Origin of the sequence: Halogeometricum pallidum JCM 14848 (assembly GCF_000337095.1) — an archaeon.
Lineage (GTDB): Archaea > Halobacteriota > Halobacteria > Halobacteriales > Haloferacaceae > Halogeometricum > Halogeometricum pallidum.
The window spans coordinates 24942-38499 of sequence record NZ_AOIV01000034.1 but is presented as its reverse complement, the minus strand read 5'-3'; the positions used below and the strand labels follow the sequence as shown (position 1 = coordinate 38499).

Annotated in this window: 13 protein-coding genes and 2 pseudogenes; 11 read left to right on the top strand and 4 right to left on the bottom strand. The window is 54.3% G+C overall.

All coding sequences use genetic code 11. The features are described from left to right. Nucleotides 1-601 precede the first annotated feature (601 nt). Nucleotides 602-958, bottom strand: a pseudogene (locus C474_RS21520) (winged helix-turn-helix domain-containing protein). Here C474_RS21520 and C474_RS23130 point away from each other — a divergent pair. The 3 genes from C474_RS23130 to C474_RS23585 are packed head-to-tail and all read left to right on the top strand — an operon-like array spanning nucleotide 857 to nucleotide 2205. Next, nucleotides 857-1204 carry a hypothetical protein gene (locus C474_RS23130; protein WP_049916983.1) on the top strand — a complete coding sequence of 116 codons (348 nt, stop codon included), beginning with the start codon at nucleotides 857-859 and terminating at the stop codon, nucleotides 1202-1204. The pseudogene C474_RS21520 and the gene C474_RS23130 sit on opposite strands and share 102 nt — an antisense overlap. 8 nt (nucleotides 1205-1212) lie before the next feature. Further along, entirely contained in the window at nucleotides 1213-1749 is a 537-nt protein-coding gene (locus C474_RS13365; protein ID WP_049916985.1) for a DUF7342 family protein, read from the top strand. Continuing rightward, nucleotides 1750-2205, top strand: coding sequence for a hypothetical protein (locus C474_RS23585; protein ID WP_008387682.1), 456 nt, complete (start codon nucleotides 1750-1752; stop codon nucleotides 2203-2205). On the opposite strand, the gene C474_RS13355 is transcribed toward C474_RS23585, so the two are convergent. Beyond that, the gene (locus C474_RS13355; protein ID WP_008387681.1) at nucleotides 2199-2948 is read right to left on the bottom strand and encodes a tyrosine-type recombinase/integrase; all 750 of its coding nucleotides are present in this window, start codon (nucleotides 2946-2948) and stop codon (nucleotides 2199-2201) included. The two genes, C474_RS23585 and C474_RS13355, sit on opposite strands and share 7 nt — an antisense overlap. A gap of 1313 nt (nucleotides 2949-4261) precedes the next feature. Then, nucleotides 4262-4948 carry a hypothetical protein gene (locus tag C474_RS13345; protein WP_049916982.1) on the bottom strand — a complete coding sequence of 229 codons (687 nt, stop codon included), beginning with the start codon at nucleotides 4946-4948 and terminating at the stop codon, nucleotides 4262-4264. Between the two features lie 783 nt (nucleotides 4949-5731). On the opposite strand from C474_RS13345, the gene C474_RS13340 reads away from it, so the two are divergent. The 6 genes and pseudogenes from C474_RS13340 (at nucleotide 5732) to C474_RS13320 (ending at nucleotide 11274) form a co-directional block, all read left to right on the top strand. Then, nucleotides 5732-6031 (top strand): hypothetical protein, encoded by a 300-nt coding sequence (locus tag C474_RS13340; protein ID WP_008387676.1) that lies wholly within the window; start codon nucleotides 5732-5734, stop codon nucleotides 6029-6031. Nucleotides 6032-6250: 219 nt separating this feature from the next. Next, a pseudogene (locus tag C474_RS23125) lies at nucleotides 6251-7143 on the top strand (DUF6610 family protein). 69 nt (nucleotides 7144-7212) lie between these two features. After that, the gene (locus C474_RS13335) at nucleotides 7213-7560 is read left to right on the top strand and encodes a hypothetical protein (RefSeq protein WP_049916981.1); all 348 of its coding nucleotides are present in this window, start codon (nucleotides 7213-7215) and stop codon (nucleotides 7558-7560) included. 86 nt (nucleotides 7561-7646) lie between these two features. Further along, the gene (locus C474_RS21510) at nucleotides 7647-8576 is read left to right on the top strand and encodes a M78 family metallopeptidase domain-containing protein (protein WP_083862024.1); all 930 of its coding nucleotides are present in this window, start codon (nucleotides 7647-7649) and stop codon (nucleotides 8574-8576) included. A 390-nt stretch (nucleotides 8577-8966) separates the two neighbouring features. Beyond that, nucleotides 8967-10148 (top strand): tryptophan--tRNA ligase, encoded by a 1182-nt coding sequence (locus C474_RS13325; RefSeq protein ID WP_008387674.1) that lies wholly within the window; start codon nucleotides 8967-8969, stop codon nucleotides 10146-10148. A gap of 232 nt (nucleotides 10149-10380) precedes the next feature. Continuing rightward, nucleotides 10381-11274, top strand: a complete 894-nt coding sequence (locus tag C474_RS13320; RefSeq protein ID WP_008387672.1) for a hypothetical protein — start codon at nucleotides 10381-10383, stop codon at nucleotides 11272-11274. Nucleotides 11275-11506: 232 nt separating this feature from the next. Here C474_RS13320 and C474_RS13315 read toward each other — a convergent pair whose 3' ends face one another. Beyond that, nucleotides 11507-11806: a ribbon-helix-helix protein, CopG family gene (locus tag C474_RS13315; protein WP_008387670.1), complete on the bottom strand. Its 300-nt coding sequence runs from the start codon at nucleotides 11804-11806 to the stop codon at nucleotides 11507-11509. A 312-nt stretch (nucleotides 11807-12118) separates the two neighbouring features. On the opposite strand from C474_RS13315, the gene C474_RS22090 reads away from it, so the two are divergent. Together C474_RS22090 and lrp are read left to right on the top strand one after the other, a co-directional pair. Next, the gene (locus tag C474_RS22090; protein WP_152421663.1) at nucleotides 12119-12586 is read left to right on the top strand and encodes a hypothetical protein; all 468 of its coding nucleotides are present in this window, start codon (nucleotides 12119-12121) and stop codon (nucleotides 12584-12586) included. A 370-nt stretch (nucleotides 12587-12956) separates the two neighbouring features. Further along, nucleotides 12957-13421, top strand: coding sequence for an HTH-type transcriptional regulator Lrp (lrp, locus tag C474_RS13305; protein ID WP_008387667.1), 465 nt, complete (start codon nucleotides 12957-12959; stop codon nucleotides 13419-13421). Nucleotides 13422-13558 lie beyond the last annotated feature (137 nt).

Below are 13558 nucleotides of genomic sequence, written 5' to 3'. Positions count from 1 at the left end.
TCAGCGTTGCTTGACCAGCAGCGACGACTCATTACAACAGAACAGGTGGCTCAGGTCAGGCTAACTGGCGATGCTTTGTGAGGTACTGATCCTTGGTTAGACAGGGGTTCTAAATCGATGTGGTTACAGTTCGTCAATTCCCCAATTTCAACAGCTTTTCCTCTTATTGCTTTAACGTCGTTCTTCCGGTGATACCTCAAGAGGTACGTAATATCACCTGATTTCCCATTACGAGCTCGTTCCTCCGAATTGCGGTGAGAATCAATTTCTACCAACGATAGTGATTCGGAGGAGTCATTTGCTGAATCTTCCATCGTAGTTGAGTACTCTAACTACACGAACACACATAGCTGTTTGTTGATCTTTGTCGACTGAGATGATGTTACTAACATACGGCGCTCGGCGTCAACCGGTTGCCGTAGTGCGATAAGAATAGAACGTCGGTTTCGACATCTTCGCGACGGAGACGATACGCGCTACTCGTCGGTACACTTCGGGGAAATAATCGCGTCCGATCTTTGTTCCCCTTGCCCTCACCCCCTGTATTCAGTATAGTGTTAACAAACGGGTTCAGCAAAGCCGTCTTAGTAATACTCAGAGGTTACGCTTCGTCGGAACTGTCGTACCTGTTCTCGATCTCTCTTTCGCCGGCGGATCAACTCGTCCACACCCTCCGTGAGCGCTACCTCTCCGAAAACCGTCGTTCGGTAGTACGTGTGCAGTCCGTCTTGTCCTCGCTCGGTCCGCTGACGCTTCTCGACGAGACCGACGTCGATGATCTTGTTGAGGTGGTAATACAGGGTGCTGTCGTCGATATCTATCGTCCCTTCAGTTCCTTGGGGCTCATGTCTCCGCTATGGACGAGTCGATACAGGATCTCGTATCTCGTACGGTGTCCAACGGCAGCGTGCATCCCGAGGTACTCCTCAAGGCTGAGGACGCTCTCCTCCGGGAGCAGATTTTCCGGATCTTCCGGGATGCCACCGCCGGGCCTCCGAGTGTCGTTCCTCGCCATCTCATTTCGTGTACGAACGAGCGGTTCTCAGATATGCTCAATCCGAGAACTCTCGGAACCCTCGACAGTATCTTGACTCATCCAGAACCCGACGATATCGACAGTCACAAGGGCGACGAAAGGACCGCCATCGATCGAGTGGCGCAAATATCTGAAATAGGCGAAAATATATTGTGGACGACCGCGTAGAGATAGATATGGCCGAGTTCGACCCGGTACCCGATTCGGAGGAGACCGACCCGGGACGGCGACACTGGCGGGAGACGACCGACACGTTCGGCAGGGTCTACGACACCGTGCTCGGCATCACCGAACTCACATCGTATACCGAAATCGCGAACGTCGCCGACTGCTCGCCGAACGCGGCGAAGAAACACCTCGATCGACTCGCGGAGATGGGGATCGCTCGCGCCGACCGAGAGAGCCGACCTGCGCGATACGAACGGAACGACAGCTACCTCGAGTGGCAGGAAGCAAGCCGCATCGCGGACGAGCTCTCAGTCGAAGAGATCATCGACCGGGTGCAGCGACTCGAGGTGCGACGCGAGGAGTTCGAGGAACGCTTCGAGACGAGCGATCCGTCGTCTGTCTCGGTGTTCGAGCAGGAGGACCACGACGCAATTCACGAGCGGATGGCCGCCGTCAGCGAGTGGCAGGCAATCGGTCGAGACATCCGTCTCTACGAACTCGCGCGCCAGATGGCCGAAAACGACGGTCACATTCTGCCCGCGTAGATGACTCCACCATCGGACGACTCGCCGTCTACCGGCCCCCCGGATCGACAGACGCTTCGACTCCTCGAACGGATCCTGTCCGACGATCCTCTCGTAGCCACAACGGAGTACGAGCCAGACAGTTACGAACCGCGACTGCTGCGAGTTCGGTTCGATCTCGATCGGTACCCGCCCGCGATTGAAAGCGCGCGGTTAGACCTTCGCTGGTTCACGACGGGCGATTTCTCTCTGCACTACGTCGAAACCGTGAGCAACGGCGAACACTGGGAGTGTCGATGGGATCGCCACCCGAATCCCCACAACGCACGAGTACACTTTCATCGACCACCGGCCGGCGAGAAGGTCGAGGATCTCACGCTAGAATCGCATCATCCGATCGACGTCGGGTCGACGGTCCTGGCCGCCATCGAACGGCGAATAGCGGATCAGTGGTCCGCCGACGATCCGGGTCAGTAATCGACGTAGTACTTGTCGTGCTCCCGTCCTAACTCGTCGGGTTCCATCCGCAGGTAGATCATCGTCGAACGGATGTCATCGTGACCGAGGAGCTCCTTGATCCGGTAGATGTCGGCTCCGTTCTCCTTGAGTCGCTGGGCGAACGTCGCACGGAAGGTGTGCACCTTCACGTTACGTTCAATACCGGTTCTGGCGACCGTCCGTTTGACCAGTTGATACACGCCGTTTGGCGTCAATCGGTTCCCGTAGCGCGACAGAAATAGGGCGTCGGTCTCGACATCTTCGCGACGGAGGAGATACGCACTGATCGCGTCGGCGCACTCCGAGGAGATGATCGCCGTCCGATCTTTGTTCCCTTTACCCTCGCGAATCGTCAACCGTCGCCGTTCGAGATCCACGTCGTCGATGTCGAGATTGGCGAGCTCCGACTTCCGGATCCCGGAGGAAACCAGTACCCGGAAGGTTGCTGTGTCTCGGTACGTCCTCGCAGCGGCGAGGATCTCGCGAACCTCGTCCGCAGTCAGCGGATTCGGTTCCGTGCGCTTGCGGGGGAGATTTCGACGTTCGGACGTGGCGAGTTCGTCGCCTCGACCTAAGTAGTCGAAGTAGTACTCGACCGCTTTCATCGTGTTGTTGATATGGCTGTTCGAGTAACCCTCGTCCATCATCTGCTCTTTGTGCGCCCACGCGTCGGAGGGCTCCGGGTCGAGCAGCCTGACGTCTCTCAAGAAGGCTCGTGCCATGCACCGATGCTGGTCGACCGTTTTCTTCGAGAGGGACTGGCGGACTCGAAGGTAGCTGGAGAACTCGTNGGGTCGAGCAGCCTGACGTCTCTCAAGAAGGCTCGTGCCATGCACCGATGCTGGTCGACCGTTTTCTTCGAGAGGGACTGGCGGACTCGAAGGTAGCTGGAGAACTCGTCTAGTCGCGCCGTGAGCTCGTGCCCGTTGATCGAGTTCGAGTCCTCCACCGTAGAGGGCGCATCACTAGTGCTCATCAGAACCACCCCTCTAGGAAGTCCGGGGATCGGAGCGTCTTGAGGTAATCCGGGTTTTGCCGAATGTACAAGCGCAAAGCGCGCCGTACGATCTCAGACTCTGTTTCGTTCGATTCTTCGATTGCTGCTTTCAGGAGGACCGCTTTGTCGGCGGGGAGCCGACCGGCGAATGCCTCTGACGTTTTTGACGTCATACTCTCCGGGATGCACTGTTGAGTACATATACGGACCATTAGAATTGGTAATTGGTGAATTGGAGTTCCCCAATTCGAGTCACCAAGTAGACAGTGAATTCGCGCTGGCAGTAGCTACAGAAACAGTATCTACACTCTTCCCTCAATCGCTGAGTAAATTCGGAGGTACCGACACCAATCACAAGTACCGATTTGAATGCTCACCTTCCAATTCTAGTTCCGATTCGACAATTCAGAGTCGTATGTTGTTTAGACGGATAGTAAGCAGAAATTAGAACGAAAGTGGTTCGGGAAATGGGAGGAGGGCTCAAATAGGACCAATCAATTGGGCCACATCAGGAATCCCGATTAGATGCTCTATGACACGAACGAGATTCTACGGAGACGCCAGCCGAACAGTATCCTGAGATTGGGACTATCGTTAGCCCGATTTCGGAGCAGGCGATAGCTCATCTGACGACGATTCCTCCAGATCAGGAACAGCAACTAGCTCGTGATATCGAAATCAAAGAGGACCGGATCGATAAGAATCTCGACATACCGCCTCGCCGGCAGTAGTAGAGATAAGTCAAATCACATTCGTGCCTGTCAGGCGGGGGTAACAGGGTGTAACGGCGCGATTTGTGTATCCACGTTTCGGGGTCTCCTGAACCACCGTTCTAGTGGCAAGAACGTACGTTACAGTCAGTTACTCATGAAATAGAGTGAGCGGATTTTCTACGAACGTCCGTCCTGCGTGTTCATCGTCTTCTTGTGGTCGTTAAGTGGGGAGGCTGATAAGTCTCGATGAGATTGATAGCCGCAGGAATATCGACCCCTGTCTGTTCCTCTAGAGTGCTATTAGTAAAATAAGAACATCAACGAGCTATTCGAAATGACTATGCAGTTTTTCCTTCGCGCGGTCGATATTCTCTACGATCTTTCGCTGTGGTTCGTCACGTTTCTCCGCCCAAGATTGCACGGTGGTCCTGTGTCCGTGCTCAACAGCTCGATAGTCCATGATTTCAGTAGGCGAGAGACCGATATTCAACAAGAATCCTTCTTCTCGGCTGGGAAGGCTTTCACCACCGATCCATGCGTAGGACTTCTGAAGCACAGCCGTACAGTTCCCGATTCGCGGCTTCTGACCAGTTATCCGCTTGAGATCGCGCGACTCGACGAGCTCTTTTGCCTGGTATTCATGAGCCCCCCAGATGCATCTTTGGAGCCCATCGTCGTCCGGGATCCCCGTTTCGTCGTCGAAAGCCATCTCCATCATATGACCAGGATTGTACGTGAGATCTTCGAGGATCACATAATCATACGTGCTGATATACCACGAGGCATTCGTTCGTCCTCCCTCAGATAGGTCATGTCCTGCCCCTTCGTCGTAGCAAAACCTAATTTCTTCTGACAAATCCGATCCTTCAAATTGGTCCTGAAATAACGTAAGTGCCTCATGAACTCTCTCAATCGAATAGTCGCCATACTCATCCGAGATGTCGTCAATCGACTTCTTGATATTCTTCTCCGAAATCGCGTGATCAGCACTGCGATCTAGTCCAGTCGACATGATAAATCAAGAGACTAAGCCCTGAGTGTTAAGCGCAGGGGTAAGTGCAGAATAGAAAAATGGGAGATGAAAGCAGTGATTCTGAATCACCGAGGCCGAAAAAAGAACGGCTGCAGGTGCTCGAGGATCGTCACCGTCGACTCGTTAAAGCTGATGGAGATGGCATATGGTCATCATATAAGAGACGACCGTCTAGGAATTTGAGTGAAACGAACGTAGTCCGTTTGTGGTACGCGTCCGCAAGTTCAATTTCACGGAGTTGGTAGGTGCCGAACAAGCTAACAGGTTAATATTAGCACTAACCTTTTTGTTGCAATGCTGAAGCAGAGTATTTTGATTGAGTGGCCTTAGCCACACCTCTAACAGAGAACGAAACCTTTTCCGTTCGATTTTACTGACATCCACCAACTGCCGAGCGTGAGAAAACCGAGATCTCAACCTCTACAACAAAAAGTGTAACAAACCCGCACAGCAAACAAATCCACCCGAGAAAACAGAGACACATAGCGTCGCCACTACCCAGACAGATTACCTGTCACAACTCGATCGAGGGGAACTACTGTCTCAGCAACCACCTCGCTTCGACCGTTCGCACACCACACAGACTCAGGACGCCGATACTCGACAATAACAGAGCGAAATGTCGCTTACGAGAACGCCCGCCAGCAGTGCGTCTAGATCCTCCGCCAGTCGAAGACCGGTCCAACGCGATCCCGTCATATAACGACTGAGTCGGCGTTCGTGAGCTGTTTGTCGGCCCCCTATGGGTGGAGGCTCCATCAGATGAGCGACCGACCCGAGATCGAGATTGAACGACAGACCGTGTTCGGAGACGATGGCCAACTCGAAGTAACCGAGACGAACATTGAAACGTCACTTGAGGACTTCGGCGCAGATGCCGATCATCGCGACCGAGACTCGCGGCTCGATCGACCCGAGGCGAGTGAGTTCGGCGTCGACGACCGACCGGAAGTAACGCAGTCCTCATCAGGAGATCAGTCCACGCTCTTCGCGGATACGGACGCCGACCAACAGACGCTCACTGGTGAGGAAGCAGCCATGCAGTGTCTCTTTGAGAGTTAACCAACAGGTAGCCTGTTTCCCACATTCGTTGGTTAAGCTCAGAGGAGTTTGTCGTGCCCCTCGAAGCCCTGCGGGGCACCGGAGCCTCGCAGGAGACCTCTCATGGCCATTCACGACGAGACAAACCCAGTTAGCAACAGCTCTACGCAGACACACAGTGACGCCCGGCAAGCGGCGTACGTAGCGTTCCTGCATCGGGTTCCGTTCGCACTCGATGCATTGACCCTCGGGTTCCTTCCTGGATTTCGCGAGGACTGTACGTATCAGCAGTCGCAGTTCGATACCCTCGAGTGCCCGGTTGGAATGCTCGACAACGATTTTCGGAATCCCGACCTTGACCGATACGTCAATCGGGTGCTCGAGTACGAACCCGACGTGGGAATCATCGGTGACGCTTACGACGCTGCGGAAGCACAATCGTACGTCGATGCAATTCGAGAGCTCCAAGGGAGTCTGCCCGAGACGGAGTTCATCATCGTTCCGAAATGCCGTGCCGCCATCGAAGCGATTCCCGACGATATCGTACTTGGCTACTCACGAGGCTACGCGGACACACTTGCTCACGAGTTCTCTGATCCCGTCGACTGGCGGGGTCGCCGCGTCCACATCCTCGGTGGCAGCCCACCCAAGCAGCTCAAAGTCGTAGAGCAGCTCACTCAGCCAACGCTGACGGGTGACCCACAGCTGATATCGTCGGCCTTGACTGGAATGGTCTGCATCGCGGCGCGCAGTTCGGCGAATTTTGGACAGCCGACGGCTGGGACGATAGTGGTCGCGACGCCGACTACGTTACGGTCCGGAAGACGGTCCGCTATAGCCTCAGCCGGCTCAAAGAATTCTGGCAGGCCCAGGGCGTCTGGCCCGACTCGACACCACAACCGGATGCAACCGAACTCAGCTATTCCGGGCCCACACCAAGCGATATCGAAAGCTCGGCGTGTACCGAGTGCAGTGCGAACGTGTGGACGACCAAGCGAGGTCCGTATGTCGCCGAGTACGATACGGGTGACGTCTGTGGGTACTGCAGCTATGAGTGCTATTTCATCCACCGGCATCGAAACAATCTCGAGGAGATCGCCGGCGAGCGGAGTGTCTACATCCCGCCAAGGTGACGCCACGTTCTGTTTTTCACGCCCCGAAGGGCGAGGGCTCAAACGAGAGTCCTCAAAGCAGGTGATTTTGTGAGTCAACAACAGCGTCCGAATGACGTCTCGATCGATGCGATTCCAGTCGATATCGCGAACACCCAATCCGGTGAAGTCGAGTCCGCTGATGTGCCCGAGGAAATCCGGTTGATTACTCGTGGACTCGCGAGTGAACAGCCGCCAACGAATCCACTGGTTGTACTGAAAGCGGCCCGATGGTGGTACATCCACGGGAAGGGCGGAACCGACCCTGCGTTCCGATGGGCTATTGAATGGGCACGACATCTGGCGACGGACACGCTTAGTGACGTGAAACAGTTCGATGAGTTCCTCGCGTATCTCGTCACAGTTGGCTTCGCTGACGAGAAAACAGCCCTCCGGTAACCGCCGGCGCGCGTTTATTGTGCGCCCCGAAGGGGTGCGGCGTGATCTGAATCGACGCAGTTGCGATAATTCGAGTCCTGAAAATCATGGCTACGAGTAGTGATCCGTCGGTCTCGTTCGAGGAGACCGACACCCGACACGACGAGATGCACAGTACTATCGAAGCGTGGATCCACGACCTCGTCGACCACGTCGACGATGCACAAGCAAGTGAGGAGTTTCAAGAGTGGCTGGAAGTCCAGAGTCGGTTCCACGACTATTCGCACCAAAATACGCTGCTCATCAAACGCCAGTGTCCCGAGGCAACGAAAGTCGCCGGCTACAATACGTGGCGGAACGAGTTTGATCGGCACGTCCAGGAAGGGGAAAGCGCGATCTGGATCTGGGTACCAATCATCACCAAGCGATGTCCCGAGTGTGAGAATTCACCGAGCTACCACGAGAACATCGGTTGTGAGTATGACGAGACGCCGCCTGATGACTGGTCGAAAGGCCTCGTCGGGTTCAAACCAGCCGCTGTCTTCGACGTCTCCCAGACAGATGGAGAACCGCTTCCCGAACTGGAGACCGCAGCGTTTGGTGATGCGGATGACCTGGTGCCAGCGCTCAAAGATGCAGCTGATGAACTCGGTGTAACAGTACGTATCGTCGACGTTGACGACTGGGACCATGGCGACGCGAAGGGCGTCTGCAAGCAACGAAATCTCCACGACCTCCAGCCAGTTGTCGAAGCGAAAGCCCGAGCGAACCGGGCAGATCTCGCTGTCACATTGATCCACGAGTACGCCCACGCACTGCTCCATTTCGATATCGAGAATGAACCCGAACGGGCAAAACGCGAGGTCGAAGCTGAGGCCGTCGCGTATATCGTCGGTCGCTATCTCGGGCTCGACACAAGCGGATCTGCGTTCTATCTCGCTGCGTGGCAAGGCGACGACTCTGAGATGATTCAAGAACGCCTTGGTCGTATCAGTTCCACCGCTCAGGAAATCATCAGCACAGTTGTAGAGGACTGAAAACATGAGTTCTAGTTAACCAACATCCGAAGAAAGCGGTACTCTTTGTTGGTTAACGGTAGTTGTGAGGATGGTTTTTCATGCAGATTTCGTCCTGAGACAGCCGCTACAGACAGCGTGCGTATCGCCCACCGAAGTTTGCTGATATGGACAGTGAAGAAGTAGTATTGCAAGATAAGGAGGGAAACAGAACCTATAAACAGTGCAACCTTGTCGATGTCAATATGGTGTCCACTCCCCACGCCAATTGCTGGCGTTGGCACGCGTCTTGGGAAGTGGACAGTAGCGTGGTTTAGAGTCAGACGGGCTTAACCCGGCGGATTCGACCGCGATGCTCACTCGCTCTCTCAATCGCATTACCTCCAAAGTGACTACAACCATCAAACACACATGCCAGCAGAAGACGATTTCACCGTAACGCCATACGCCGTCGAAGGCGACATCGACTACGACCGACTCCTAGACAAGTTCGGGGCTGATGCCCTCACTACCGAGCAGAGGGCTAAGTTTCCTGACCCTAGCCATCCGCTCGTGCGCCGTGGTGTGTTCTATGCAGAGCGCGACGTAGACCCATTCCTTGATGCCGCCAACGAAGGTAAACCACATTCCATCGTGACGGGCCGCGGTCCCTCAGGACCGATGCACATCGGTCACATCTTCCCGTTCTACTTCGCTAAGTATCTGCAAGATCAGACGGGAACTCTCGTCTATATTCCGTTCTCCGACGACGAGAAGTACTTCCTCAAAGACAAGTCGCTGGACGAAATTAGCGAATACACCCGCGAGAACCTGCTCGACCTTCTCGCAGTCGAGTTTGACCCCAAACGAACCCGAATCGTCGTAGACACGGCGGACGCTGACGTGGTGTACCCTCTAGCGACTGCATTTGCCAAGGAAGTGACGCAAGCGACCGTGGACGCAACATATGGAGAACCCAAGAATATCGGTCTCTCGTTCTACCCTGCTGTCCAAGCCACACATCTCCTCCTCCCACAACTTGTGGAGGGCCGCCATCCGACGCTCGTCCCGATTGCGGTTGACCAAGACCCCCACGTTCGAGTCTGTCGGGACATCGCGGCAAAGGAACGGTACGATGTGGCCAAGCCCGGTGCCTTGCTCTCGAAGTTCCTCCCGAGCCTCGAAGGGCCGGGGAAGATGAGTTCGTCCGACGATGCACCGAGTATCCTCCTCTCAGACGACCGGGAGACGGTCTTCGACAAAATCCGCACCCATGCTTATTCTGGTGGACAGACGAGTCTCGAAGAACATCGAGAGCAGGGAGGGAACCCTGAGGTAGATGTCTCGTATCAGTTTTTGTACTACTTCTTTGAAGAAAGTGATGAGCAGGTAGAACGGTTTGCACGCGAGTATCGAAAGGGGTCACTCCTGAGTGGTGAACTCAAAGAGATGGCGGCGAAGAAGATCACGAACTTCCTCGAAGTACATCAAGAACGTCGCCGGTCACTTGGCTCGCTCGAAGACGAGTTGGAACAGTTCCGCTTGACAGAGGATGAGCGACAGGTTGCGCGGCGGCGAGCAGGCTACCCTGAGAGTTCTCTGGTTCAGAAATAGACCCACTCACTCGGAAATCAACCTACTAAGTTCGCACACCACCCTCTCAGTTGTTCTATCGCCAGCTGGCGGAAACGGAGCACCTCCGTTTGCTGAATACACCCTCTACGTTCAGCACGTCGCTCCTGACAGCGTCCGGTGGCTTTTCTGTGAGACTGCCGAATTGAACGTTCAGCTTCGGTTGGAAGGCCTACGACGGAACCATTTTCTCGCTTGGTTGAGGCTTTCTAGTATGGAGCACCGAGTCGTCTACTATCACCATCCGCTCGACAAACGATACTCGTTGGAGTACGTCGACGACGATGTGACACAGTTTTCTGAGCGATACACTGGGTACGACTCGGAGACGGTGAAGGCCATCGGGTATCCTATTGGAGAGACCGAGATTTACTGTTTGTACACGCAGACAGGAAAATCTGGGACAGCTGACGACCTTGAGATCAGCGAAGCCGAACTCGTTGCTACACTCGACGATATGCATCCGGATCGGGAGCGCCCGATAGCACTCGGTCTGTTAGAAGCATGGGAAGGCGTTCGTGAGGAAGCCGAAGAAACCGGCGAGGAACTGGAGATTTACAAAGAGTTGGAACTCGGTCGTGTCCCGGAGGCCCTCGATGAAGTGAACTGGAATAGGACAGCAACTGATGTGGCTGGGGAACTAATGTCGAACCTGATCCTCAGGCACGTCCTTCCGAACGCAAACCATCGGTGCAGCATCTCGATGCTCCAATTCTATCTCGACTTCTGTACGTTCGGTCGCGAGGTTGAGTACAACGGACTTCGACTCCACACAGCCGATAACGAGTGGCGAACGTGGGTCGATCCGTATATCACACAGTCGAAGCAGGTTCTCACGGTCCGACGGAACAACGTCCGGTTCCAGAAACTCAGCGCGTACGGGATCGAAACTGTACTCCGAAAGGGCGGTATTGCGATCGCGCTGGCAGACTGGAAGCTCGATATGCACTACCGAGATGCGTGGACCTACTACGCCCGAGAGCATGAACAGCTCTGTGTTCGATTTGCCGAGGAGATCGCCGAACGAGCGGGCGTTCCTGAACTGATCGACCGAGATGGACTCTCCCAGACAGCCTTCGCGTCGTTACTCGCTGGATACGAACCGTAGCTCTCGACGGAGAGCCGACGCTGAAAATGGACAACGAGTTAATCTTGGAGGTGTGCGTTCGACCGACCGACCGCTCGGCAGTACTCCCCGTTCTCAAAGTCATACCGACGTTCGAGATCTCGAACGGTCTTTTGGAAATCCATGGCGCTTACGTGAACGAACGGTTCGGCGGCGTATAAATATGATGCAGCTTCTAGAGCCACAATCAGCTGATGAATACATTTGACGTCCCTCATTCCTCGTCGACGTCGCTGAGGCCCAGTCGTTCTCGGGCCTCGGCAGCAGACACCGTCTCGCCCCGCTTCCGCTGCTTCCGACTCTCTTCCAGGTCGACGAGCATCTCCTCGGAGAGCTGCGGCGATGGGTTCAACCAATCTCGAATTGCATCTCGAATCGCCTCCGAACGGGAGGCGTACCCCCGCCGAGCATACTCCTCGTCAATCGTCTCAAGGACCACTGTAGGAACGCGAACATCGATTTTCTCTATCCGGTCGCCGTCGCCATCTCCCGGTCCGTCGGTGTCTGTACTCATACGTTGTGAGACAGGCGTCGCACAGTAAATCGCTCGGTACTGCGATTATCCAAGAGGAGTACGAAACATCATTTCTCAGTATTCTGCCGAAAACAGAAAAGAACGAATCCAAAAGCGAGACTGCCTATAACGGCTGTACGAGTCTTCCCTTGGCTTGTGAGACTAGCTCTAGTGTCAAGGGCAATCACCACTTCTCCTTCGATATCAAAGAAACCTTTCGACGTGTACACAGGTCATAGGAACCATTCAGCACGAAACGTGCACATGACAATACCTACGGTATTATATCAGGATGGTTTGACATTATGGTGTATGCTCTCCAGACGTGAACTTCTCGTGGGAGTAGCAGGTAGCCTGAGTCTGAGTGCTGGCTGTCTCGGTGAGGAAAACATTGCTCATTGTTCCAGTCAGGGGGTGGGAAGCGGCTCTCAACATCTCCGCCGGGTCGCACCGATAGAAGGCGACGAACAAGTCGCTCTCGGAATACTGGTTTCGGACCAAGCCGTTACTGAGGAGACGTATCACGCGATCAGAGTGAGAGATATCGATAACAACCTCATCACCTCGATTCCGCTGTCGAGCAACCGTGATATGAGCGGGCTTGATCCCGAAGATTACTCCATATTTAGTTCCGAAGAAGGCGAACTATACGCAGTCCCTCTCGGGCGCCCTCCAGTTCACGGTGAGTACACGATCAGCTTAGTTGATTCGGACGACGACGTACGTGCGACCGAGCGCCTTCAGTTCAACTGCTACACAGACGATGGAACACTTCCATGAATGAGAGTCCTATCTCCTGTACCGAATGCTTCGTCGCACGCGTGACTCCAGAGTCGTCACTCAGTGGCTATCCGCGACAGACAGAGAAAGAGTATAGCACCTTGATGGATGTGGTTCGATAACATGCTCGAACAGATACGGGCAAGCCCTCTATTCAGTATTCGGAGGGCATTGTTTACCTACTCTCTTGCGCTTCTGATCTCTCTTAGCGATATGTGGGTTATCCATATTTTGGGAATCAGTACGCCCGAAGATCTCCTGAGTCAGACATTTGTTCACGGAACTGTGTTCTACCTCGGCTTTTCATCTCGATATTGACCGGAAGCAATTGTACAAGCGTTAAGTTCCGATGCGAAAATGACTAGAAACTATGGCATACGAGAACCTTGACAAAGAGCTCATCAACGCGCTTCTCGGGAATGGGCGGGCGAGTCTACGTAGTCTTTCTGAAGAATTGGATGTTTCGGTGACAACGGTCTCGAACCACATCAACGATCTCGAAGACGATGGAGTGATTACCGGGTATACGCCGATTCTGAACTATGACGAGCTTGGATACGAAGTGACCGCCGTGCTACAGCTCAAAGTTGAGGGACAAGCGCTCTCGGACGTTGTCAGACGACTACAGGAGCACAAACAGATAACGACCGTATACGAAACGACAGGCGAATTCGACATTATCGGTATTGGCTCATTTCGTGACACAGAGGACGTCAACCAGACAATCAAGCAGCTACTGAACGACGCAACTATCCAGCAATCTTCAACCGCAATCGTACTGAACAAACCAGTAGAGAATCAGCAGTTCGAGCTTGACGTCGAGTCATCAGACTGACCTGCAATGATCGGCTGCCGTTCGTTTTTTCTCTAGCTATCATTCCCTACGAGGTGATTCAGTTGTTGGCCACAATTGGTATGCATGGGAGAACGCTATCCTGCTTGATGGCCCGTGAAAACGCGGCTGCCGAAGAC

Excerpts from the sequence above, each read along its gene's own strand:
- C474_RS23585 (WP_008387682.1), top strand. The coding sequence starts at position 1,750 with ATGACTCCACCATCGGACGACTCGCCGTCTACCGGCCCCCCGGATCGA.
- C474_RS13345 (WP_049916982.1), bottom strand. The coding sequence starts at position 4,948 with ATGTCGACTGGACTAGATCGCAGTGCTGATCACGCGATTTCGGAGAAG.
- C474_RS13315 (WP_008387670.1), bottom strand. The coding sequence starts at position 11,806 with ATGAGTACAGACACCGACGGACCGGGAGATGGCGACGGCGACCGGATA.
- C474_RS22090 (WP_152421663.1), top strand. The coding sequence starts at position 12,119 with ATGCTCTCCAGACGTGAACTTCTCGTGGGAGTAGCAGGTAGCCTGAGT.
- C474_RS21510 (WP_083862024.1), top strand. The coding sequence starts at position 7,647 with ATGGCTACGAGTAGTGATCCGTCGGTCTCGTTCGAGGAGACCGACACC.
- C474_RS13325 (WP_008387674.1), top strand. The coding sequence starts at position 8,967 with ATGCCAGCAGAAGACGATTTCACCGTAACGCCATACGCCGTCGAAGGC.
- C474_RS13355 (WP_008387681.1), bottom strand. The coding sequence starts at position 2,948 with ATGGCACGAGCCTTCTTGAGAGACGTCAGGCTGCTCGACCCGGAGCCC.
- C474_RS13365 (WP_049916985.1), top strand. The coding sequence starts at position 1,213 with ATGGCCGAGTTCGACCCGGTACCCGATTCGGAGGAGACCGACCCGGGA.
- C474_RS13340 (WP_008387676.1), top strand. The coding sequence starts at position 5,732 with ATGAGCGACCGACCCGAGATCGAGATTGAACGACAGACCGTGTTCGGA.
- C474_RS13320 (WP_008387672.1), top strand. The coding sequence starts at position 10,381 with ATGGAGCACCGAGTCGTCTACTATCACCATCCGCTCGACAAACGATAC.
- lrp (WP_008387667.1), top strand. The coding sequence starts at position 12,957 with ATGGCATACGAGAACCTTGACAAAGAGCTCATCAACGCGCTTCTCGGG.
- C474_RS23130 (WP_049916983.1), top strand. The coding sequence starts at position 857 with ATGGACGAGTCGATACAGGATCTCGTATCTCGTACGGTGTCCAACGGC.